Raw genomic sequence first — 22,918 nt, forward strand, 5'->3', positions numbered from 1 at the left:
ATGGGAAGTATGAAAAAGAACGGTCCCGAAGCCAAGCTCCTCGTCGTTGATGACGAACCGAACATCCGCGAGCTGCTGTCCACCTCGCTGCGCTTCGCCGGCTTCGAGGTAGTCTCGGCCGGCAACGGACGCGAGGCCCTGGCCGCCGCGGAACTGCACTCCCCGGACCTCGCCGTGCTGGACGTCATGCTGCCGGACATGGACGGCTTCACCGTCACCCGGCGCCTCCGCGCCGCCGGCAAGCACTTCCCCGTCCTGTTCCTGACGGCCAAGGACGACACCGAAGACAAGGTCACGGGCCTGACCGTCGGCGGTGACGACTACGTCACCAAGCCCTTCAGCCTCGACGAAGTCGTGGCCCGAATCCGCGCCGTGCTCCGCCGCACCCAGCCCCAGCTCGACGACGACGACGCCGTGATCCGGGTCGATGACCTGCAGCTCGACGACGACGCCCACGAGGTCCGCCGCGGCGGCACCGTGATCGAGCTGTCCCCCACGGAGTTCAAGCTCCTGCGCTACCTCATGCTTAACCCGAACCGGGTGCTGTCCAAGGCCCAGATCCTGGACCACGTCTGGGAGTACGACTTCAACGGCGACGCCTCGATTGTGGAGTCCTATATCTCCTACCTGCGCCGCAAGGTGGATATCGATCCTGACGCCCCGGCCCTGATCCAGACCAAGCGGGGCGTGGGCTACGTGCTGCGGACAGCCGAGAAGCGCTGACTTTGCTGCACCGCTGGAAATCGGCCTCGCTGCGGTCACAGCTTGTCGCCATCATGATGGCCCTGATGCTGGTGGCCCTCACCGCCACCGGCGCCGGCACCCTGACCCTGCTGCACAGCTTCCTGCAGGGCCAGGTGGATGACAAGCTCAAGGCAGCCATCGATTCCGTGCGGCAGCAGCAGTCCTTCAGCCAGCTGCAGGACACGAACCCCAACGTTCCCACCGACTATTCGCTCATGCTTTTCAGCCCGGGACTTCCGGCCGCCGTCTTCGGCGGCGACAAGGAGTCCCATCCTGGCATCACGGGCATTTCCGCCGCCGACGCCAGGGACCGCCAGCAGGCGCCGTTCCAGGTCCGCGGCACGGAGGGCGGCAACTGGCGGGTCGTTGCGCTGAACGTACTGGACGGCAACCAGCGGAGCGCCGTCGTCGTCATCGGGCTCCCGCTCGACCCTGTCGATTCCGTCATGGAGCACGCCTTCCTCGTCGTCGTGGGGGTTGGGCTCCTGACCCTCGTGCTGGCCTTCTTCATCGCCACCTGGACCGTCTCCCGGTCCTTCCGGCCGTTGGCCCGGGTGGAGAAGACTGCGGCCGCGATCGCCGCCGGAGACCTCTCCCGGCGTGTGGAGGTCGAAAACCCAGGCACGGAAGTGGGGCGGCTGGGCAGCTCCCTCAACGCCATGCTGGCGCACATCGAGACGGCCTTTGCCGCCCGGATGGCGTCCGAGGCGCGCATGCGGCGCTTCGCCGCCGACGCCTCGCACGAGCTGCGCACACCGCTCGTCACCATCCGCGGCTTCTCGGAACTGTACCGGCACGGGGCACTGGCGACCCCGGAGGATGTGGCCACCGCGATGGGACGGATCGAAAGCGAAGCCAAACGCATGGGCGCCATGGTCGAGGACCTGCTGCTGCTGGCACGGATCGATGAGCAGCGCCCCCTGCAGCAGAAGCCGGCAGACCTGTTGCTGCTGGCCAACGACGCCGTCGTGGACACCCAGGCCAGCGACCGCAGCCGCGTCATCACCCTCACGGGAATCGACGGCGCCGCCGCCGGGCCGGCGCCCGTGCTCGGCGACGAGGCCAAGCTGCGGCAGGTGGTCAGCAACCTGGTCGGCAATGCCCTGCGCTACACGCCCGAGGGCAGCCCCATCGAACTCGGCGTGGGGGTCCGGACCGCCCCGGACGGAACCAAACAGTCCGTCATCGAGGTCCGGGACCATGGTCCCGGCGTCCCGGATGACGAAGCGGCCCGGATCTTCGAGCGGTTCTACCGGGCGGACACGTCCCGGACCCGGGAAACGGGCGGCAGCGGGCTCGGGCTGGCCATTGTTGCCGCCATCGTCGGTTCCCACGCCGGCTCCGTGCGGGTCGGGAAGACCGACGGCGGCGGGGCCACACTGGTAGTCAGCCTTCCATTCCTGGACGAGGGCACAGAGGGCCCCGAACCGGCCTCCCCGTAGGGCGCTGTCCACATACGCGCACTATCCACATACGGGTGGCGGCTTGGTCCCCCGCTGCCGGCCACGGCCTAGGCTCGGGCTGTCCGGATCAACCGGACCAGGCAGCCCCCTCGTCCCGCGGGTTCCGGGCCGCCTCACGGCACTGTCCAGAGGATATCTCCATGAGCATTATCTCCGTCGACACGGAACTGCTTCAGCTCAAGTCCGCCAGCGTCAAGGCCACCGTCGAACGGATCAGCGCCGACGTCCAGGCCATGAAACGCGGGCTCGACGAGCTCCAGGCCAGCTGGCGCGGTTCGGCGGCCACCAACTTCCAAAGCCTGGTCGCCGAATGGACCGTGACCCAGGGCAGGGTCGAAGCGTCCCTGGCCTCCATCAACCTCGCCCTGAGCTCTGCAGCCGCCAGCTACGACCAGGCGGAGTTGAACAACGCCCAGCGCTTTAGCTGAGTGTCCCCGTGCGGGCTTCAGGCCTCCGGCGTGCCCTGGTGGAAGCGCAGCCGCCATTGGGTGCCGTCAAGGACCCACAGGGAGCTGCGGAGGGCGCTGCCTGAGCGCGTGGAGCTGCGGTACGTCAGAAGTATGGTGCCTTCGCCCAGCCGATCGGCGGCAAGCAGTTCCAGTTCCGTGGGGCTGCCCGGGTTCTCTTCCAGGGCCATCATCATGGCATCGCGGGTCCAGATCCGGCCGGAGCTGCCGATCTCGGTGAAATCGGGGTGGAGCAGCACTCCGGTGCGGCCCAGGTCAGCCCGGGTTTCCGGCCGGAGCAGTTCGCGTTCAAGGGATTCGACGAGTGCTTCAGGGCTGGCCTCCGCGGCGGTTGCGGCCAGGCGGTCCGCCTCGTCGAGTTCGCTGAACAGATCGGGTTCGTTGAAGGCGCCGGGTTCGCTGAAGAGCTCCTGTTGCCCGGTCGGCGCGGGCGCGGTCGGCGGGTTCGTCGGCCGGCCGGTCTGCGGCGCGGGGATCCGGGGCTGCACGGGCTGTATGGGCTGTGCGGCGTCCTGCGGCGTCGGGCCGAAGCCGGGGCCCTGCCGGACGGCCACGCCCTGCTGGAAGGCGGTGGCTGCCGCCCGGGCACGGTCGTCCGCTGCTTCGTTGAGGTCGTGCCCGGCGTGGCCGCGCACCCATTCGAAGGTGTACTTGCGGCCAACGAGCTCCTGGTCGATGTCTTTGAGCAGGTCCACGTTCAGGACAGGTTTGCCGTCCGCCTTCCGCCAGCCCTTGCGCTTCCAGCCCGGCATCCACTTGGTGACCGCGTTGATGACGTACTGGCTGTCGCAAAGGATGTGGAGATCCTCCGCAGGCACGTGAGCCGTAGCACGGAACAGGTCCAGGACCGCCATCAGCTCACCCTGGTTGTTCGTGCCGTGGGGCCATCCTCCGGCCCGCCAGCAGTCGTCGTCCACGTACCAGGCCCATCCGGCGGGGCCGGGATTTCCTAAAGCCGAACCGTCGGCCGCTGCTGTAATCGTCACTGCACTATCCTGCCAGACCCGCCGACCCCACCGGACGCTCCCTCACCTTTGGCGCCAATCCACCCAACGCTCCCTCACCTTTGGCGCCAATCCACCCAACGCTCCCGCGCATCCGGTTCTCAGGTGAGGGAGCATCCGGTTCTCAGGTGAGGTAGCATCCGGTTCTCAGGTGAGGGAGCATTCGCGCGATCACTGTCATACCTGAGGCGGCGTCGGCCAAGCAATGACCACAACTGAGGGAGGGTTGGATAGAGGGGGGCGATACGTGAGGGAGGGTTGGACCGGGGCCGTCATTAACCGACGACGGCGGCCCCACCCGAAGGTGGGACCGCCGTCGTTGAAACCGGACCTTGTGGGTCAGGCGTTCAGGGGCCTGGGAGCCGGGTGGTTAGAAACCGCCCATGCCGCCCATGCCGCCCATGTCGTCGCCGCCGCCCATGGCCGGGGAGTTCTTCTCCGGCTTGTCGGCCACAACGGCCTCGGTGGTGAGGAACAGGCCGGCGATGGACGCCGCGTTCTGCAGGGCAGAGCGGGTTACCTTGACCGGGTCGTTGATGCCGGCAGCCAGCAGGTCCACGTACTCGCCGGTTGCAGCGTTCAGGCCGTGGCCTGCAGGCAGGCCGCGGACCTTGTCCACCACGACGCCGGGTTCGAGGCCGGCGTTGAAAGCGATCTGCTTCAGCGGGGCGTCGATGGCAACGCGGACGATGTTCGCGCCGGTTGCTTCGTCGCCTTCGAGCTGCAGGTTGGCGAATGCCTTGGCACCGGCCTGGATCAGGGCAACGCCACCGCCGGCGACGATGCCCTCTTCGACAGCAGCCTTGGCGTTGCGGACTGCGTCCTCAATGCGGTGCTTGCGTTCCTTGAGCTCGACTTCGGTTGCGGCACCGGCCTTGATGACTGCAACGCCGCCGGCCAGCTTGGCCAGGCGCTCCTGCAGCTTCTCGCGGTCGTAGTCGGAATCGGAGTTCTCGATCTCGGCGCGGATCTGGGACACGCGGCCGGCGATCTGGTCGGCGTCGCCTGCACCCTCGACAATGGTGGTCTCGTCCTTGGTGACAGTGACCTTGCGGGCGCGGCCGAGGAGTTCGAGGCCGGCGGTCTCAAGCTTGAGGCCGACTTCCTCGGAGATGACCTGGCCACCGGTGAGGATGGCGATGTCCGCAAGCTGGGCCTTCCGGCGGTCGCCGAAGCCCGGGGCCTTGACGGCGACGGACTTGAACGTGCCGCGGATCTTGTTGACGATCAGGGTGGCCAGGGCCTCGCCCTCGATGTCTTCGGCAATGATCAGCAGCGGCTTGTTGGACTGCATGACCTTTTCGAGGACAGCAACCAGTTCCTTGACGTTGGAGATCTTGGAGTTCACGATCAGGATGTACGGATCCTCAAGGACCGTTTCCTGGCGCTCGGCGTCAGTGACGAAGTACGCGGAGATGTAGCCCTTATCGAAGCGCATGCCTTCGGTGAGCTCCAGCTCGAGGCCGAACGTGTTCGACTCCTCGACGGTGATGACGCCTTCCTTGCCGACCTTGTCCAGGGCTTCGGCAATCAGGGCGCCAATTTCGTTGTCACCGGCGGAGATCGACGCCGTGGCGGCAATCTCTTCCTTGGTTTCGATTTCCTTGGCGGATGCCAGGAGTTCGCGGGTGACGGCTTCTACAGCCTTCTCGATGCCGCGCTTGAGGGACAGCGGGTCAGCTCCGGCCGCGACGTTGCGCAGGCCTTCCTTGACCAGGGCCTGTGCCAGAACGGTGGCCGTGGTGGTGCCGTCGCCAGCGACGTCGTCCGTCTTCTTGGCAACTTCCTTGACCAGCTCGGCGCCGATCTTCTCGTAAGGATCGTCCAGCTCGATCTCCTTGGCGATGGAAACACCATCGTTGGTGATCGTGGGGGCGCCCCACTTCTTTTCGAGGACGACGTTGCGTCCACGCGGGCCGAGGGTGACCTTGACGGCGTCGGCGAGGATGTTCAGGCCCCGCTCAAGACCGCGGCGTGCCTCTTCATCAAATGCAATGATCTTGGCCATAACGGCAGTAGTCCTTTCGGGACAGTCGTTAAGAATGAACCTTTGCTGCGGTGCCCGCGACGGACGATCCTTCCCCGGCGGCCTCTGTATGCCGCTGGGTCCGGGATCTCACCCCAGCCAGGTATTTCTTTCGCTCCCGGTCCAAATGCCTCGCTTCGCAACCGGCGGAACCGGGCGTCGTTTTAGCAGTCAGTACGCGGGAGTGCTAAGTCAATAATTAGCACTCCCCCGGGTAGAGTGCAAGCAGTGGGCTGCCGGGGCCGCGCCGTTCGGGGGCCCAATACGCTACAAGCGATCAGCGGCCGCTGCTCCTCGAGGATTCGTTGCCGCTCATTCTGGCCTTGTTGTCCGCGCCGTAGGCGTAGACCGTGTAGTTCGCCTCCGTGATGTCGCCGTGGGCGTCGAAGTTGATCCGTCCGGACGTGCCGTCGTAGTCGGGGCGCTTGCCCGCACGGATCGCGTCGGTGCATTCCTTGTAGGAGTTGCACGTTTGGGCTTCACCGGCCGGCTGCCCGGCCTGGGCGGACGGTGCGGTCCCGCCGGAGACGGCGACGAGGTTAGCCGCGATGGAGGTGCCGGCGTCGTCCTGCGCGGAAGCAGCCGCGATGGCAGCGAGCATGACGGCATCGTAGGTCTCGGCGGCGTACGTCATGTCCTTCAGGCCCGGATCCACGGCCACCAGCGAGGCCTGGAACGCCGCGGACGCGTACAGGCCGGGCAGGATCCCGCGCGCGCCGTCGAGCGCGTTCGCGCCCAGCCCGGAACCGTACTGGTTGACGGCCCCGTCACTGAGGATGAGCTTCTTGCCTGCGAGCCCGACGTTGTTCAGTTCAGCGATGGCGCCCTGAGCACCCGCCTTGGCGATGAGGACGACGGCGTCGGGCGCCGCCGCTTTGGCGGCGGCTGCCGCCTGTTGCGCCTGCCCGGGCTTGAACTCGGCGTCGGCCACGGGATCCATTCCGGCCTGTTTGGCGGCGGCGGTCACAGCGGCCGCGACGTCCGTGCCGTAGCTGCCTTCCTCGTGCACCACGGCTAGAGTCTTGGAGCCGCCGTCCTTGACGAGTTTGGCGAGGACAGGGGCCTGGGCGACGTCGGAAGCCGACGTGCGGAAATAGTAACCGCCGCTCTTGTAGGTGCTGAGGCCGCCGGCGGAATTGGCTGGCGAAATCACAGCAATCTTGGCGTTGGAGAGCACGTCGATGGCACCGGGGGCGTGGCTGGAATCCGTCGGGCCGATCACGACGTCGGCTTTGGCCGCCACCAGGGATTTGGCCTGGGCAGCGGCGTCCGCACTGATCGATTCCGGGAGCAACTCGACCGGTTTGCCTTTATGGCCGCCGGCCGCGTTGATTTCCTTGACTGCAAGCTTCGCGGCGGCCAGCTGGGGAGCATTGAGGAAGTTCTGCGCGCCGGTATTGTCCAGGATCAGGCCTATCCGCAGCGTGCCGTCACCGCTGGCGTCAGCGCCGGCCACGCGGGCGCTGCCTGACGGGCCCAGGCATGCCGACAGGGCCAGAACCGCGGCCCCTCCGATGGCTACGGCGCGGACCGGGCGCGGAAGCCGCGTCAGGCGTCGGGCAGGGGCGTGGCGGGCGTGCGCTGCAGCGGGGAATGTCACTAGGCGGGCCGGACGCTTTCGGCCTGCGGGCCTTTCTCGCCCTCGCCGACTTCCAGCTCCACGCGCTGGCCTTCGTCCAGGGCGCGGTAGCCGTCCCCGACAATCGCGGACCAGTGCACGAACACGTCATTCCCGGAGTCGTCCACGGTGATGAAACCGTAGCCCTTTTCGGCGTTGAACCATTTGACGGTTCCCAGTGCCATGGTGTCCACACTTTCAGCTAGCTTGCGGGCGGCCCACCTCAATGTGCCGCGGAATGCGAAACGAAGTCCGCAGATACTCTACCTACAGCCTTACCCAGGCGGGCGGGCTGCCTGCCCGGTCGGCGACGATAGTTATTCAGGCGTAACCGGATCCGGCTACTTGAAGCCGGGCCCCAGGACAACAACGAGGGGGACCTTGAAATCGGCGGACTCCACAGTCGTCGGGATGCCAAGCAAGCTCCCCAGCGCCTCGGCGTTGCCCTTCTGCGCCGCGCTGCTGTAGAAGATGACGGAGGTGGCCTGCCGGGCGCCGGGCCAGTTGCCCAACGTACCGAGTGTCCAGCCCGCTGTGGAAACAGTGCCACCGACCCGGCTGGCGAGTCCAGCGGTGGTGGTGCCGTTGTAGATGGTCACCGGCTGGGTCTTGTCGACGGCGGCGGCAGCCGCCTTAGGTGCGACGGGGGCGGTGGCGGAGGCCGGGGCGGGGGCCGAGGGCGCGTCGCTGGGCTGGGCGCTGGGCGCCGCAGGGCTCAAAGGAGCCGCGCTGCCCGCGGTCGGTGCGGCCGATGCCGAGACGCTGGCGCCGGACTGGGCGGCCGACAGCGCCGAGGTTTCGCCAGCGGAGGAGAACCCGAGCTTGGGCAGGATCAGGAAGGCCACGAGACCGATGGCCAACGCCACACATCCGACGGCGAGGATGGGCATGAGGCTGCGGCGGCGAGATTCGGCGGCGGCCCGGTGGACCCCCTGCCGTGCGGAGGTCTCCGGGACCCGATCAAATTCATCCCGTGCGTATTTGGTCATGGTAAAACGACGTCCTTGCTGATTTCTTACGAGGTGCCCGAGGCCGGAGCCGGCGCACAAGCGTGCGAATCCGGCTGTGATTCCCGCGGTTTTACGCGTCTGACCCCAACCGGCGTGCAGTGCGGGCACGTTGGCGTGACGTACGTAGTCTACGCAATCTCTTCACAAGCATAGGATCGTGGGCCAGCGCATCCTCTGTATCGATGAGTGCGTTGAGGATCTGGTAATAGTGCGTGGCGGACAGATCGAAGAGTTCCCGGATGGCCTGTTCTTTGGCCCCGGCGTATTTCCACCACTGCCGCTCCAGTGCCAGCATCTGCTGGTCTCGGCTGCTCAGCGGAGAGTCCCCGCGGGAACCCCGAAGTTCGGCAGCTTCCGCATCCTCGTCCGCGGGCAGGAGCTCTTGCGCTTGTTCGGCCACGACACACTCCCTGACTCGTTCGGATGAATTCCTCCCCCATGGTACGGGCGAACCACAGCCTTGTCATTTGCGCCGGACCGGCTTCGGGAGCTTTTCGGACCAGCCCGTACGGTGTCGGAGCAGCCTGCGAGAATGGAGCCCATGGTCGATTCGTTTGCCTTGTTCGAGCACGAACCTCACACTGCAGAAACCGTGAGCTTCGCCGAGATGGCCCGCCTGCCCCTGGGTGAACTCGTCGCGCCGGACTGGGCGGACGCTCTCTCCCCGGTCGAGGGGCAGCTGCGGGCTGTGCTGGAATTCCTCGCCGCTGAAGTGGCCGACGGGCACAAAGTCCTGCCGCCGCCGTCGTACGTGCTGCGGGCCTTCCGGCAGCCGCTGGCCGGCGTCCGGGTCCTGATCGTGGGCCAGGACCCCTACCCGACGCCCGGCCACGCCGTGGGCTTGTCCTTCGCCGTGGACGGCGCCACCCGGCCCATCCCGCGCAGCCTCGCCAATATCTACAAGGAGCTCGACGCCGATCTGGGCCTCCCGCCGCGGGTCCACGGGGATCTGGGATGCTGGTCCGAACAAGGCGTCCTGCTGCTGAACAGGGTCCTGACCGTCCAGGCCGGGGCCGCAGGCTCACACCGGAACAAGGGCTGGGAAGCCATCACGGCAGCGGCCATCACCGCAGTTGCCCACCGCCGCACCGCAGGCGGCGGGCCGGCGCCCCTTGTCGTCATCCTCTGGGGCAAGGACGCGGAATCGGCTACACCGCTGCTGGGCACCGCGCCGGTGATCGCCAGCCCCCACCCCAGCCCGCTCTCGGCCTCGCGGGGTTTCTTCGGCTCCCGGCCCTTCAGCCGCACCAACAAACTGCTCCTGGAGCAGGGCGACGGCGAAGTGGACTGGGAACTGCCGCCGCTGCCGTAACGGACCGCGCACTCAGGCTTCCGCTCAGGCTTCTTTGGTTAGGCTTAGCTCCATGACCTCAGTCCCCGCCGCCACCTCTGCCACCCGGAAATCGCGCCCGCAGACGAACCTCACGGTCCTGCGCCGCGAGCAACTGTCACCGCACATGGTCCGGATCATTGCGGGGGGCCCGGGCTTTGACAGCTACGTCAACAACGAATTCGTGGACCGGTACGTCAAGATCGTGTTCCCGCAGCCCGGCATCGAATACCCGGATCCGCTGGACCTGTGGGCTGTCAGGGAAACCATGCCCCGCCAGGAATGGCCGCACACCCGGACCTACACCGTCCGCTGGGTCGATGAGGCCGCCCGGGAACTAGCCATCGACTTCGTCATCCACGGCGACGAAGGCCTTGCCGGGCCGTGGGCGGCCGCGGCCGAACCCGGGGACGCCCTCATTTTCACCGGGCCGGGCGGCGGTTACAACCCGGATCCGGCAGCGGACTGGCACCTGTTCGCGGGCGATGAGTCCGCGCTGCCGGCCATCAGCGCCGCTATTGAGTCGCTGGCAGCGGACGCCCGCGGACTGGCGTTCCTGGAAGTCGACACCGACGCCGATATCCAGGCGATCGCCGCACCGGCCGGGGTCGAACTGCGCTGGCTCCGGCGCGGCGGCGTCCCCGCCGGGACCAGCGACATCCTGGTCACCGCCGTCCGGGATGCAGAATGGCCCGAAGGCCGGGTACACGTCTTTGCCCATGGAGAACGCGGCTACATGAAGAGCCTGCGGGACGTATTCTATGTCCAGCGGTCCCTGGAGCGAGCGCAGGTTTCACTGTCCGGCTACTGGGCCAACGGCCGGGTGGAGGACGACTTCCAGGCGGAGAAAAAACTCCCGATCGGCAAGATCTAAGCAGCAAGATCCAACGACGCACGACCGGCGCTGCGGGTGCCTCAGCGTGGCCGGACGGGCTGTGGTGGCGCAGCTTAGCGGCGGCGTGCCCGGCGTCGTTCGTTGCTTGCCAGGCTCCGGGTCAGCGGCCGCGCCAGGGTGTCACCGAGCACGATTCCTGCCGCAACGCCCAGCACGATGGCCCCGGCGTTGAGCATGCCGCCGGCTCCCATGAGGATCTCCGATTCCTCGATGGTCAATACATACATGGAGCGGAATATGGTGAGTCCGGGCAGTAGGATCAGCGCCGCCGGGACGGCCACCACGAGCTGCGGCGCCCCCATCCGCAGCGCCACGACGCGGGCCAGCAGCCCGATCACGACGGCGGCGAGGGCCGGCGCGAACCGGGCACCGATTCCGATGGCGTCTCCCCCGATCAGGACGAGGTACCCGACGACGCCGACGGCCGCCGTCGGCAGCAGCAGCGTCCACGAGGTCTGCTCGGTGATGCCGATCATCAGGACGGCGACCGCGATCATGATGATCACCGCCCACAAGGGATACGCGGGCGGGAATGTTTCGGTGACGTTGATCTTCTCCATGCCGGTCATGTCGCCCGCCACAAAGCCGACGGCGATCCCGGCCACGAGCGCGCCAAAGGTCAGCATGGTGGACAGGAACCGGCCGGCCGCCGTGACGGGGAACCCGTTGATGGCGTCCTGTACCGAGGACACCAGACGGCCGGTCGGCAGGAGCAGCAGGATCCCGCCCACTACGACGATGGCCGGAGCGATCTGGATCCCCACGGGGCTGCCGAAGCGCCAGAGGAGCAGGGCGATGATGGTGACCAGGAAGGAACACGATGCGGTGATGAAAAAGTCGGGTGTGCGCCACCGCCCCAACTGCCGGGCCAACAGGCTCACCAGCAGGTTGGACAGGAAGGCGACCGCGGAGGCGCCCGGCCCGCCGCCAAGGACCCCGACGAAGACTGCAGAGAAGACCCCGAACGCCACGGTCACCATCCAGCGCGGAAACGGCTTGGCGCTGCGAATGATTTCCTCGAGCCGGCGCACGGCCTCTTCCCGGCCGACGCCGCCGGCCACGATGTCCGTGACCAGCTGGTGCACCTTCGCCAGGCCCGCATAGTTGTTGGTCCAGGACCGCACCACGCGCAGGAGCGAGATGGGGGTTTGGTCCTTGGGCGCGTAGTTAATGGCCACCGACTGGTTGGTGATGTCCACCTCGATGTTCTTCAGCCCCAGGGCGGCCGTGATGGCGATGATGCTGGTTTCGACTTCCAGCGCGCCGGCGCCGTACCGGAACATGGATTCGGCCAGGTGCAGCGCGAAGTCGATGGTCTTGCGCGCGGAGGTGTCCACCCCGCCGACCTGGATCATGGGGTTGGCGTAGGGGCTGCCGGCCAGCCGGTCCACGATGCTCATGGGGGCTGTCGGCGGGTTCTCCCCCTGGACGAGCCGGCGGAGCATGCGCTTGGCGGCGGCATTCTGGCGCACCTGCATGGGCGACATCGGCTCGGTCCGGGGCAGGCCGTCCGTGGGCGGCCTGCGGCGGCCGTCGGGTGCTTTGGTCATTCCGGCCTCCTCAATTTCCGATCTGGCCGGCTCAGTAGAACTGCTGGCCCGTGCGCCGGGTGTACAGCTGGCGCGCCACCCGCTCACCGGCGGCCATCCAGGCCTTGTACTTCCGCGGGCTCAGGACCTGGTCGTAGCAGCCGACAAAGTCGGTGACGGTCTTGCTGAAGCTGGTCTTGAACAGTCCCAGTCCGTGGAACGGGTTGGAGGTGTCCTTGAGCTGGTCGCTCGGCGGCGTGCCGCAGAAGTCGTACTCGGTGCAGCCGAGTTCCTTGAGCTGGTTGATGGCGGTCCATTGCACCAGGTGTGAATCACCGTACTGGCTGCGTTTCTGGAGGGAGCCGCCATCCTTGTACGTTGCCTTGCGGCCATAGTTGATGACGAAGGCACCGACCGACGGCTCTCCGTTCTCGTAGACGAAGAGCAGCCTGCCCTGGCCGCGGCTGGAGAAGTTGGTCCAGAACTGGCGGTAGTAGTCGTATTCGCGGACCCGGACCTGGGACTTGGCCTCCACCGTGTTGGTCATCAGGGCGTACATCGCACGGAAGTTCTCCTCCGTGGGTTCGACGTTGTGGACCTCCACCGCTTCCCGGATGGCCCGGCGCACGGCATTCCTGCCGCGGGAATGCAGATTGCGCAGCAGCTGGTTTTCCTGGGGCGAAATGTCCAGCAGCGCCGTGGAGTCGTTGGGCTGCAGGTTGTGGGTCTTGACCAGACCGGCCCCCTCGATGACGCGCTTCGCCCCGTCGGACAACACGATGTCAGGTTCGATCTTGACGGCGAACACGCCCAGCCTGGCCCGTTTGACGAAGTCGGCGTTGGCCGCCGCTATGCCGGGAATGTCCTCGACGTCGGCCACATCCGGCCCCTTGATGAGGTACCAGAGCTTACCGAGGAGGGGGAAGGACTTCTCCAGGACGAGGTTGTAGCTCGTGTAGTCCGCTGTCTCATAGACCAGGTGCAGGGGCTTCCAGCCGAAGTGCTGTTTGACCTCGGCGAACGCCTCGGATTGCAGCAGATTGCCGCCGTTCGGGTTCGCGGTGACGTGGGAGTCCCAGTTGGCGACCTCTTCGGCGGAGGCAAAGCGGGCAGTGAATTCTCGCAAGTGCGCGGTATCCAATCATTGCGGAATGAGCTTCGGCGGCATGCGGACATGCAGATTCAAGTCTATCCGTCCCGCACCCTGCCCCCGGTCCGCGCAGAGCGGCTACGCTGGCGTCATGCAGGCTGACCATGGACTGTTTGCGCAGGGCTCCGGGGCCGAAACCGTGGGATCCGCAAGGACCGGGCCGGGGTTGCGCGTGACGGGGCTGCTGCTGTTCCTCGGCGCCTCTGCGCTTGTGGCGGCTGTGGGCAGCCTGGCGACGTTCAAGAATGTGGACGGCTGGTATGCGGGCGCCGACAAGGCGCCCTGGTCACCGCCGAACTGGGTCTTCGGGCCGGTCTGGACCGTGCTCTACACGGCCATGGCCGTCGCAGCCTGGCTCATCTGGCGCCGCCGCGCGGAAGGGTCACGGGCTGCCCTCACCGTCTATGCCGTGCAGCTGGCGCTGAACCTGCTGTGGACACCGGCCTTCTTCGGCCTGTATCCGGCGCTGGGCACCCCGGCGCTGTGGATCGCCTTCGCCATCATCGTGGCGCTCGCGGTGGCCGTTTCAGGAACAGTGATGCTCTTTGGCCCGATCAGCCGGACGGCCGGGGTGCTGATGCTGCCCTACCTGTCCTGGATCGTCTTCGCCGCGTCCCTCAATCTCTGGGTGGCGCTGCACAACTAGCCCTAGCACTCCACCACATTCACTGCGAGGCCGCCCATCGCGGTTTCCTTGTATTTGGAGCTCATGTCCCTGCCCGTCTCCCGCATGGTCACGATGACCTCGTCGAGGGATACCCGGTGCGAGCCGTCGCCCCACAGCGCCATCTTGGCGGCGTTGATGGCCTTGGCCGCGGCAATCGCGTTGCGTTCGATGCAGGGGATCTGGACGAGGCCGCCGATGGGATCGCAGGTGAGGCCGAGGTTATGCTCCATCGCGATTTCCGCAGCGTTTTCGACCTGCTGGGGCGTGCCGCCCATGACTTCCGCCAGGCCGGCGGCGGCCATCGACGATGCCGAGCCCACTTCGCCCTGGCAGCCGACTTCCGCGCCGGAGATCGAGGCCTGCTCCTTGTAGAGCACCCCGATCGCTCCCGCGGTCAGCAGGAATTTAACCACGACGTCGTCGCGGTCCTGCTGGGTTGCCTTGTCCATGCCGGGGGCGAAGTGCAGCGCATAGTAGAGGACAGCGGGGATGATGCCCGCGGCGCCGTTCGTGGGGGCGGTGACCACGCGGCCGCCGGAAGCGTTTTCCTCGTTCACGGCCAGGGCGATCAGGTTGACCCATTCCTGCCAGTACTTCGGGTCCCGGTAGTCGGGGTCCTGGCCGCGGGTTTCCTTCAGGAGCCGTTCGTGCCAGTCCGGCGCCCGACGGCGGACCTTGAGTCCGCCGGGAAGCAGCCCCTCGCGCTTGAGGCTGACCTCGACACAGCCCTCCATGACCGAGTAGATGTGCAGCAGGCCTTCGCGGATCTCCTCGTCGGTCCGGGCAGCGCGTTCGTTGACGAACATGATCTCGCCGATTGACAGGCCCTTCGACTGGCACCTGCCCAGCAGTTCCGCGGCCGTGCGGAACGGCAACGGAAGCTCCTTCTTGGACTCCGCCAGTTCCTTCAGGGCCGCGTCCTCTTCCCCCTCGCGGACGATGAAGCCGCCGCCGACGGAGAAGAACGTCGCCGTGTGGAGGACTCCGCCGTCGGCGCCGGAGACGGTAAACGTCATGCCGTTGGTGTGCCGCGGCAGGATGGTCAGGGGGCGCAGGACCATGTCCTGGACTCCGTAGGGCAGGGCCACAGCTCCGGCCAACTGCAGCGTGCCGGTCTCGGCGATCGCGGCGAGCCGTTCTTCGACTTCTTCCGGCAGGATGCGCTCCGGGTGGAAGCCCTCCAAACCGAGGAGGATGGCGGTCATGGTGCCGTGGCCGTGGCCGGTGGCGGCGAGCGAACCGTAGAGGTCCACGCGCAGCGACACCACCCGGTCCAGGTCTCCGGACGCCTTCAGCTCTTCGGCGAACACTGCGGCGGCCCGCATCGGGCCCACGGTGTGCGAACTGGACGGTCCTATTCCTATGGAAAAAAGGTCAAAGACTCCAACGGCCATGGTCGGTTCCTAACTAGGTCTTACTGTGGCCCGGCAGGGGGTCCTGCCGGAAGGCGGTCATACCGCCGGTGGGCGGCATCACGGCCGGATGCACGACGCCGGGCGGCAACTGGTGGCGGCGGCCCGGCGTCGTGATCTGTACTGGTACTTCTGCAATGCGGGTGTTACTGCTACTTCTGTAATACGTCCTCTAGGCGAGGTTATCAACCGAGGGGTAGAGCGGGTGGGCGGCGGCGAGGGCTTCCACCCGGGTGCGCAGGCCGGACAGGTCCGCGCCGGCGTCGGCGGTCAGGGCCTCGGCGATGATATCGGCGACCTCGGTGAAGGCTGCTTCGCCGAAGCCGCGGGTGGCCAGCGCCGGGGTGCCGATGCGCAGCCCGGAGGTGACCATCGGCGGGCGCGGGTCGAACGGGACGGCGTTGCGGTTGACGGTGATGTCGATCGCCGCGAGGCGGTCCTCGGCTTCCTGCCCGTTGAGCTCGCAGTTGCGCAGGTCAACGAGGACCAGGTGCACGTCGGTGCCGCCGGAAATGACGTTGATCCCCTGGGCGGTGACATCCGCCTGGACGAGGCGCTCGGCGAGGATCCGCGCACCGGCGAGGACGCGCTCCTGGCGTTCCTTGAACTCGGGAGACGCGGCGATTTTGAACGCCACAGCCTTGCCGGCAATGACGTGCTCCAGCGGGCCGCCCTGCTGTCCGGGGAACACGGCCGAGTTGATCTTCTTGGCGATGGCGGCGTCGTTGGAGAGGATGATGCCGCCGCGCGGACCGGCAAGGGTCTTGTGCGTCGTGGAGGTGGTGACGTGGGCGTGCGGCACCGGCGAGGGGTGCAGCCCCGCGGCGACCAGCCCGGCGAAATGCGCCATGTCCACCATGAGGTAAGCGCCCACGGAGTCGGCGATGCGGCGGAACTCGGCAAAGTCCAGCTGCCGGGCGTAGGCGGACCAGCCGGCCACGATCAGCTGCGGCTTGTGCTCCTGGGCCAGCCGCTCCACCTCGGCCATGTCGATCCGGTGGTCCTCTTCGCGGACCTGGTACGGGATGACGTTGTAGAGCCGGCCGGAGAAGTTGATCTTCATCCCGTGCGTCAGGTGCCCGCCGTGGGCCAGGTTCAGGCCCATGATGGTGTCGCCCGGGCGGATCAGGGCGTGCATGACGGAGGCGTTGGCCTGTGCGCCGGAGTGCGGCTGCACGTTGGCGTATTCGGCGCCGAACAGGGCCTTGACCCGGTCGATGGCGAGCTGTTCGATCACGTCGACGTGCTCGCAGCCGCCGTAGTAGCGCTTGCCCGGGTAGCCCTCGGCGTACTTGTTGGTCAGCACGGAGCCCTGGGCCTGCATGACGGCCTTGGCCGTGTGGTTCTCCGAGGCGATCATTTCCAGGCCGTCCCGCTGGCGGGTGAGCTCGGCGTCGATCTGCTCAGCGATCTCCGGATCCAGGGCGGACAGCTCGGCGTCCAGGCTCGGGGAGAGAACCTGCTCAAATGCGGTCTCGGTGCCTGCGGCCGCGGCGGCGCTCACAGCTCGCCGCCGTTCTTGGATGCGTAGTCCTGGGCGGAGAGCAGCGGGCCGTCGGACTCAGCGGCGACCTTGAAGAGCCAGCCGGCACCGTACGGATCGCTGTTGATCAGTGCGGGATCGTCGACGACGGCGGGGTTGATTTCGGTGACCTCGCCCGTGACGGGGGCGTAGAGGTCCGAGACGGACTTGGTCGACTCGACCTCGCCGCAGGTCTCCCCCGCGGTGACAGCGGAGCCGACCTCGGGCAGGTCAACGTAGACGATGTCGCCGAGGGCGTCCGTGGCGACGGCGGAGATGCCGATGGACACTACGTTCCCGGCCTCCCGCGCAACCCACTCGTGCTCGTCGGAGTACTGCAGTTCAGGGGCAACTTTTGCCATGTGTTTTTCCTAAGTCTTGGAGTGGTCGTTGGTGCTAAATCAATTGTGGCTGGGTTACGTACGAGCCTTGGTCGGGTTACGCGGCCGGAAACCGAATTCCTCCGCGTGCTCGGTCGCGAAGGCGCCCGCTGGGCGGACGCGACGCTCCCCACCGTCTCCCTAGCCTCGCAAGCTCGGCCAGGGAACCCTGACGGTGTGGGCCCCCCTTAGACGCACGCTTCCGGATGCCGAGCCCCCGCCGCTAATATCCAGTTCAGTTCTCGGTGCCAACCGTTTTCCGGAAAGAAACAGTGGCTTTTCGATATTTTCTAGAGCCGACCCTCGGTAGGCGGTATATCCCCAGCACCTTTGGCGTTCGAAGGCGCTTCCCAAGGTGCTTGGAACGTGAGGTGAGCTGCCTCTGAGGGGGCGGCCGGGCTGGGTTTTCGAAAGCGTGCGTCTAAGCGAGTGACCGGCGTCCGGGTTCCCTGGCCGAGCTTGCGAGGCGAGGGGGACGGCGGGAAAACGAGCGAGCACGCGTGAAAACCCAGACGGCCGGTCCCGGAGCCAGCCACGGCTCCGGGACCGGGACAGCTTCGGCTACTTTTGGCGCTTGTAGAACGGCAGTGCGACCACTTCGAAGGGCTCGGCCTTGCCGCGCAGATCGATGTCCAGGGCCGTGCCGGGCTCGGTGAACTCGACGTCGACGTACGCCATCGCTACCGGATAGCCGAGGCTCGGGCTGGGCTGGCCGGAGGTGACTTCGCCGACGACGATGCCGTCCTTGAGGACCGGGTAGTGGCCGCGGCCGGCCCGGCGGCCGAGGCCTTTGAGCCCGACGAGCTTGCGGCCGGAAGTGGTGCCTGCGCCGGCTTCCTTCTTGGCGGCGAGGGCGGCCTTGCCGACGAAATCGCCTTCCTTGGACAGCGCGACGACCGGGCCCAGGCCGGCAGCGAACGGGTCGCCTTCGAGGAAGAGCTCGTTGCCGTACAGCGGCATGCCGGCCTCGAGGCGGAGAGAATCCCGGGAGGCAAGTCCGGCGGGCGTCAGCTCGCCGTCGTCGGCGATGGCGACAAGTGCCTGCCAGAGGGCTGCCGCGTCCTCGTTGGCGACGAAGATCTCGAAGCCGTCCTCGCCGGTGTAGCCGGTGCGGGCCAGCAGGAGGTCCTGGCTCGTACCGCCAACGAGGAAGGGAACTTCGACGGCGGCGTAGTACTTGAGGTCCGTGACGAGGCTGTGGTCGGAGGCGGGAACCAGGCGCAGCAGGATTTCCTGCGCCTTGGGGCCCTGCACCGCGATCAGCGAAGTCTCGGCCGAGACGTCGTGGACCGTGACCTCAAAGCCTGCAGCCCGCTCGGCCAGAGCGGCAGCCACGACCTTGGCGTTGCCGGCGTTGGGGACCACGAGGAACTTCTGTTCGTCACGGCGGTAGGTGATGAGGTCGTCGATGATGCCGCCGTCCTCGTTGCAGATCAGCGAGTACTTGGCCTTGCCGACCGCCATGGCGGAGATCTTGCCGACGAGGGCGTAGTCCAGGAATGCTGCGGCGTCCGGGCCGGTGACCCAGACTTCGCCCATGTGGGAGAGGTCGAACAGGCCCGCGGACTTGCGGACCGCGTGGTGCTCGGCCAGCTCGGAGCTGTACTTGAGTGGCATCTGCCAGCCGCCGAAGTCCGTGAAGGAGGCGCCGAGCTTCTTGTGTTCTTCGTAAAGTGCCGTGTAGTTCTCAGTCATCGTTGGCTGTCCTTATTTGGCGGAGTCGTCGGAGTGGTGCTCGAAGGCTGCTGTGCTTTCCTCGAAGGCTTCCAGGGGAGGGCAGGAGCAGATCAGGTTGCGGTCACCCGCGGCACCGTCGATGCGGCCGACCGGCGGGAAGTACTTGTCCTGCCTGAGGGCGTGGACCGGGAAGACGGCCTGCTCACGCGGGTACTCCTGGGTCCAGTCGGTGCTGATGACGACGGCGGCGGTGTGCGGGGCGTTGCGCAGCGGGCTGTGCTCCACGGTGAAGTCGCCGTGCGCCACCTGGTCGATTTCGGCGCGGATGGACACCATAGCCTGGATGAAGCGGTCGATCTCGCCGAGGTCCTCCGATTCGGTGGGCTCGACCATCAAGGTGCCGGCCACGGGGAACGCGAGCGTCGGGGCGTGGAAGCCGTAGTCGATCAGGCGCTTGGCGACGTCCTCGGCGGTCACCCCGGTCTTGGCCGTGAGTTCGCGCAGGTCCAGGATGCATTCGTGGGCCACGAGGCCGCCGTCGCCGGTGTAAAGCACCGGGAAGAAGTCGTTCAGCCGGGACGCGATGTAGTTGGCCGCGAGGAGGGCCGACTTGGTCGCCTCGGTCAGGCCCTGCCCGCCCATGAGCTTCACGTACGCCCAGGAGATCGGCAGGACACCGGCCGAGCCGTAGCGGGACGCGGAGATCGGGGTGCCGTCGGCACCGTTGGCCGGATCCGCCGCGTTGCCCGGCATGAACGGTGCCAGGTGGGCTTTGGCCGCGACCGGGCCGACGCCGGGGCCGCCGCCGCCGTGCGGGATGCAGAACGTCTTGTGCAGGTTCAGGTGCGACACATCGCCGCCGAACTGGCCCGGCTGGGCGAGGCCGACGAGGGCGTTGAGGTTGGCGCCGTCGATGTAGACCTGGCCGCCGGCCGCGTGGATCGCGTCGCAGACTTCGCGGACGTCGGCGTCGTACACCCCGTGGGTGGACGGGTAGGTGATCATGATCGCGGACAGCGCGCCCTTGTGCAGCTCGATCTTGGCAGTGAGGTCCGCGTGGTCGATCGTGCCGTCGGTGGCGGTGGCCACGACGACGACCTTCATGCCGGCGAGCACCGCGGAGGCCGCATTCGTCCCGTGCGCGGAGGCCGGGATCAGGCAGACGTTGCGCTGCGAGTCGCCGCGGGAGTGGTGGTAGCCGCGGATGGCCAGCAGGCCGGCGAGCTCGCCCTGGGAGCCGGCGTTCGGCTGGATGGAGACCTGGTCGTAGCCGGTGATCTCGGTCAGCTGGGCTTCGAGGTCTTCGATCAGTTCACGCCAGCCGGCAGTCTGGGATTCCGGGGCGAAGGGGTGGATGGAGGCAAATTCCGGCCAGGAGATGGCTTCCATCTCGGCCGTGGCGTTCAGCTTCATGGTGCAGGAACCGAGCGGGATCATGGTGCGGTCCAGCGCGAGGTCGCGGTCCGAGAGCCGGCGGATGTAGCGCAGCAGCTGGGTCTCGGAGCGGTGCGTGTTGAAGACCGGGTGCTGGAGGTAGTCGGAGGTGCGCTCGACGGCGGGGTCCAGGGCGAAGCCATCTACCGCTTCCACCACGGTGGCACCAAAGGCGGCGACGACGTCGGCAACGATGGCCGCCGTCGTGGCTTCATCGGCGGAGATGCCGACGGTGTCGGCATCGACGGAGCGCAGGTTGATGCCCTTGGCCTCGGCGGCGGCAATGATGTCTGCTGCCTTGCCCGGCACGGACACGGTTACGGTGTCGAAGAAGGAGGCGTGCAGTACGTCGAGGCCGGCAGCCTTCAGCGATGCGGCGATGGTCTTGGCGTGGCCGTGGGTGGTCTCGGCGATTGCCTTGAGCCCGTCCGGGCCGTGGTAGACGGCGTAGAAGGACGCCACGATGGCCAGCAGGGCCTGTGCGGTGCAGATGTTGGACGTGGCCTTCTCGCGGCGGATGTGCTGCTCGCGGGTCTGGAGCGCCAGGCGGTAGGCGGGGACGCCGGCGTTGTCCTTGGAGACACCGACGAGGCGCCCGGGCATGGACCGCTCCAGGCCCTTCTGGACGGCCATGTAGGCAGCGTGGGGACCGCCGAAGAACAGCGGCACACCGAAGCGCTGCGCGGAACCGACGGCGATATCGGCGCCCTGCTCACCCGGGGAGGTTATCAGGGTCAGGGACAGCAGATCGGCGGCGACTGTCACGAGGGCGCCGCGTTCCTTGGCCTCGGCGATCACGGCGGAGTGGTCGAACGCGCGGCCGGAGACGCCCGGCTGCTGCAGGACAACGCCGTTGATGACGCCGTCAGGCAGGCCCTTGGAAAGATCCGCGACCTCGACCTCGAAGCCGAGGGCCTCGGCGCGGCCCTTGACGATCGCGATGGTCTGCGGCAGGCAGTCGGCGTCGAGGACGGTCTTGCCGTCGTGGGCCGTCTTGTTCTTGTTGGCCCTGCGCATCATCAGCACGGCCTCGGCGACGGCGGTGGCTTCATCCAGGAGGGAGGCATTGGCGATGGGCAGGCCCACGAGGTCCTGGACCATGGTCTGGAAGTTCAGCAGCGCCTCGAGCCGGCCCTGCGAGATCTCCGGCTGGTAGGGCGTGTACGCGGTGTACCAGGCCGGCGCCTCAAGGATGTTCCGGCGGATGACGGCCGGGGTGAGGGTGTCGTAGTAGCCCTGGCCGATCATCTGGACGGCGGTCTTGTTCTTCGCAGCAATCCGGCGCAGCTCGGCGAGGACTTCGACTTCGCTGAGGGCTTCCCCCAGCCCCAGCGGGGAGGCCTGCCGGATGTCCTTCGGAACGGCGGTGTCCACCAGGGCGTCGACGGTGTCGTAGCCGACAGCCTTCAGCATGGCGTCGACGTCGGACTGGCGGCGAGCGCCGATGTGCCGGTCAACGAAGGACGTGGAGGCTGAGGTAACAGTCACAAGGAACTCCATAACTAAGGCGGCGCAGGGTACGCCACATTGATTCGGGTTCCTCCCCGCTCTGTATTGGACCTGAGAGTTTCCGCGCAGCCGTGCTCTCGCATGGCCTCGCTTGCACCGTCGGTGAGCACAGCGTGTCAGGGACAGCCTGCTACTTTCCAGAGTTGCCTTGCCGCGGCGGTACATGGGCCTGAGAGATTCCTGGGGAGGGTTTGCTCCTACGGCGCCTGCTTGTACCTACTTGCAGAACTCTCCCGCCGCAGATCAAAGGCATATTCAATTGCTCGTGACCGCAGTCACAGCTTCCATTGTCCTACGCCGGGCCCGCGTCCGCAAACCGGTTGCGCCGGGAGCCCAAGGGTTACGGCGGCGGCCTGGCGGCGGCCGGAGTGGCCGCCCGGCTGCCCCGCCCGACAACCCCGCCCATGAGGTCGCCGGAAACGTGCGAGGTCGCCCGAACTTTCCGGCGACCTCGCACGTTTCCGGCGACCTCAGCTGGCGGCGGCCGGAGTACTGCTCAGCCGCGCAGCCGTTCGACGGCGGCGAGCAGGCTCTCGAGGTCCGCTCCGACCTCCGGGAGGGGCCCGCCGGGGCCGCGGGCGAGCATCGCATTGAAGTACAGCCCGTCCCCCATGTAGAGGACAGCCTTGGCCATGGCCGGTCCGACGTCGCCGGACAGCAGTTCCAGCCAGCGCGACTGCGCGGCGGCAAACCGGTGCAGGGCCTCTTCATGCGCCACTTCAGCGAGCCGGGTGGCGGCGACGAAGGCCCGGTCCAGCCGCGTGTCCGCCCAGAGGGAAGACTTGATGAAGTACGCCGCGGCACCTTCCGGAGCAGCCGCCATGGCCGCGACATCCTGGGCAAGGAGCCGGTCCAGCCGCTCAAGCAGCACCGAGATCATCGCCTCCTTGCTCGGAAAGTGGTAGAGGAGCCCGCCTTTGGAGACGCCCGCGCGCTTGGCGACGGCGTCCAGCGTCGCGGCACGTTCACCCTCTTCGATGAGCAGGGACTCAAAGGCGTCGAGGACTGCCTCACGGGCGACGGGTTTTCTGGGCATGGTTCTTATCATGCCCGCGATGCCGCGCATTTCTTAACTGCACCG

At 67.2% G+C, this 22,918-nt stretch carries 20 protein-coding genes and 2 riboswitches; of the genes, 6 read left to right on the forward strand and 14 right to left on the reverse strand.

The window, feature by feature from the left end; genetic code table 11:
* Positions 1-9 precede the first annotated feature (9 nt).
* From AC1DES_RS05665 to AC1DES_RS05675, 3 genes are all read left to right on the forward strand, one after another.
* Positions 10-723, forward strand: coding sequence for a response regulator transcription factor (locus AC1DES_RS05665; RefSeq protein WP_476894709.1), 714 nt, complete (start codon positions 10-12; stop codon positions 721-723).
* 2 nt (positions 724-725) lie between these two features.
* Positions 726-2,186 (forward strand): sensor histidine kinase, encoded by a 1,461-nt coding sequence (locus AC1DES_RS05670; protein ID WP_476894710.1) that lies wholly within the window; start codon positions 726-728, stop codon positions 2,184-2,186.
* A 161-nt stretch (positions 2,187-2,347) separates the two neighbouring features.
* A complete protein-coding gene (locus tag AC1DES_RS05675; protein WP_476894711.1) occupies positions 2,348-2,635 on the forward strand; it encodes a WXG100 family type VII secretion target in 288 nt (95 codons plus the stop codon).
* 17 nt (positions 2,636-2,652) lie between these two features.
* On the opposite strand, the gene AC1DES_RS05680 is transcribed toward AC1DES_RS05675, so the two are convergent.
* The 6 genes from AC1DES_RS05680 to AC1DES_RS05705 form a co-directional block, all read right to left on the reverse strand.
* Positions 2,653-3,660 (reverse strand): RNase H family protein, encoded by a 1,008-nt coding sequence (locus AC1DES_RS05680; protein ID WP_476894712.1) that lies wholly within the window; start codon positions 3,658-3,660, stop codon positions 2,653-2,655.
* A gap of 388 nt (positions 3,661-4,048) precedes the next feature.
* Positions 4,049-5,686 carry a chaperonin GroEL gene (gene groL / locus AC1DES_RS05685; RefSeq protein WP_476894713.1) on the reverse strand — a complete coding sequence of 546 codons (1,638 nt, stop codon included), beginning with the start codon at positions 5,684-5,686 and terminating at the stop codon, positions 4,049-4,051.
* 295 nt (positions 5,687-5,981) lie between these two features.
* Positions 5,982-7,256: an ABC transporter substrate-binding protein gene (locus tag AC1DES_RS05690; RefSeq protein ID WP_476894790.1), complete on the reverse strand. Its 1,275-nt coding sequence runs from the start codon at positions 7,254-7,256 to the stop codon at positions 5,982-5,984.
* A 47-nt stretch (positions 7,257-7,303) separates the two neighbouring features.
* Positions 7,304-7,507 (reverse strand): cold-shock protein, encoded by a 204-nt coding sequence (locus tag AC1DES_RS05695; protein WP_476894714.1) that lies wholly within the window; start codon positions 7,505-7,507, stop codon positions 7,304-7,306.
* Positions 7,508-7,663: 156 nt separating this feature from the next.
* Positions 7,664-8,311 carry a LytR C-terminal domain-containing protein gene (locus AC1DES_RS05700; RefSeq protein WP_476894715.1) on the reverse strand — a complete coding sequence of 216 codons (648 nt, stop codon included), beginning with the start codon at positions 8,309-8,311 and terminating at the stop codon, positions 7,664-7,666.
* A 91-nt stretch (positions 8,312-8,402) separates the two neighbouring features.
* The gene (locus AC1DES_RS05705) at positions 8,403-8,732 is read right to left on the reverse strand and encodes a DUF3263 domain-containing protein (RefSeq protein WP_476894716.1); all 330 of its coding nucleotides are present in this window, start codon (positions 8,730-8,732) and stop codon (positions 8,403-8,405) included.
* A 141-nt stretch (positions 8,733-8,873) separates the two neighbouring features.
* Here AC1DES_RS05705 and AC1DES_RS05710 point away from each other — a divergent pair, with 141 nt between their 5' ends.
* Positions 8,874-9,644: a uracil-DNA glycosylase gene (locus AC1DES_RS05710; RefSeq protein ID WP_476894717.1), complete on the forward strand. Its 771-nt coding sequence runs from the start codon at positions 8,874-8,876 to the stop codon at positions 9,642-9,644.
* Positions 9,645-9,696: 52 nt separating this feature from the next.
* The gene (locus AC1DES_RS05715; protein WP_476894718.1) at positions 9,697-10,536 is read left to right on the forward strand and encodes a siderophore-interacting protein; all 840 of its coding nucleotides are present in this window, start codon (positions 9,697-9,699) and stop codon (positions 10,534-10,536) included.
* 74 nt (positions 10,537-10,610) lie between these two features.
* Here AC1DES_RS05715 and AC1DES_RS05720 read toward each other — a convergent pair whose 3' ends face one another.
* Together AC1DES_RS05720 and AC1DES_RS05725 are read right to left on the reverse strand one after the other, a co-directional pair.
* The gene (locus AC1DES_RS05720) at positions 10,611-12,107 is read right to left on the reverse strand and encodes a threonine/serine exporter family protein (RefSeq protein WP_476894719.1); all 1,497 of its coding nucleotides are present in this window, start codon (positions 12,105-12,107) and stop codon (positions 10,611-10,613) included.
* Positions 12,108-12,138: 31 nt separating this feature from the next.
* A complete protein-coding gene (locus AC1DES_RS05725) occupies positions 12,139-13,212 on the reverse strand; it encodes a lipid II:glycine glycyltransferase FemX (RefSeq protein WP_476894720.1) in 1,074 nt (357 codons plus the stop codon).
* Positions 13,213-13,327: 115 nt separating this feature from the next.
* Here AC1DES_RS05725 and AC1DES_RS05730 point away from each other — a divergent pair, with 115 nt between their 5' ends.
* A complete protein-coding gene (locus AC1DES_RS05730; protein WP_476894721.1) occupies positions 13,328-13,882 on the forward strand; it encodes a TspO/MBR family protein in 555 nt (184 codons plus the stop codon).
* Positions 13,883-13,884: 2 nt separating this feature from the next.
* On the opposite strand, the gene AC1DES_RS05735 is transcribed toward AC1DES_RS05730, so the two are convergent.
* The 6 genes from AC1DES_RS05735 to AC1DES_RS05760 form a co-directional block, all read right to left on the reverse strand.
* On the reverse strand, positions 13,885-15,297 hold the full coding sequence (locus tag AC1DES_RS05735) for an L-serine ammonia-lyase (RefSeq protein WP_476894722.1): 1,413 nt from the start codon (positions 15,295-15,297) through the stop codon (positions 13,885-13,887).
* Between the two features lie 190 nt (positions 15,298-15,487).
* Complete coding sequence (gene glyA, locus AC1DES_RS05740) at positions 15,488-16,819, reverse strand: serine hydroxymethyltransferase (RefSeq protein WP_476894723.1); 1,332 nt, start codon at positions 16,817-16,819, stop codon at positions 15,488-15,490.
* On the reverse strand, positions 16,816-17,199 hold the full coding sequence (gene gcvH, locus AC1DES_RS05745; protein ID WP_441425582.1) for a glycine cleavage system protein GcvH: 384 nt from the start codon (positions 17,197-17,199) through the stop codon (positions 16,816-16,818). Before gcvH ends, glyA begins: the two co-directional genes overlap by 4 nt.
* Before the next feature lie 579 nt (positions 17,200-17,778).
* Positions 17,779-18,912 (reverse strand): glycine cleavage system aminomethyltransferase GcvT, encoded by a 1,134-nt coding sequence (gene gcvT, locus AC1DES_RS05750; RefSeq protein ID WP_476894724.1) that lies wholly within the window; start codon positions 18,910-18,912, stop codon positions 17,779-17,781.
* Positions 18,913-18,924: 12 nt separating this feature from the next.
* Positions 18,925-21,828 carry an aminomethyl-transferring glycine dehydrogenase gene (gcvP, locus tag AC1DES_RS05755; protein WP_476894725.1) on the reverse strand — a complete coding sequence of 968 codons (2,904 nt, stop codon included), beginning with the start codon at positions 21,826-21,828 and terminating at the stop codon, positions 18,925-18,927.
* A gap of 39 nt (positions 21,829-21,867) precedes the next feature.
* A riboswitch (glycine riboswitch) is annotated at positions 21,868-21,983 on the reverse strand.
* Between the two features lies 1 nt (position 21,984).
* Positions 21,985-22,083: riboswitch (glycine riboswitch) on the reverse strand.
* Positions 22,084-22,333: 250 nt separating this feature from the next.
* The gene (locus tag AC1DES_RS05760; RefSeq protein WP_476894726.1) at positions 22,334-22,873 is read right to left on the reverse strand and encodes a TetR/AcrR family transcriptional regulator; all 540 of its coding nucleotides are present in this window, start codon (positions 22,871-22,873) and stop codon (positions 22,334-22,336) included.
* Positions 22,874-22,918: the final 45 nt, after the last annotated feature.

The organism is Arthrobacter sp. 05T442, from assembly GCF_056395945.1.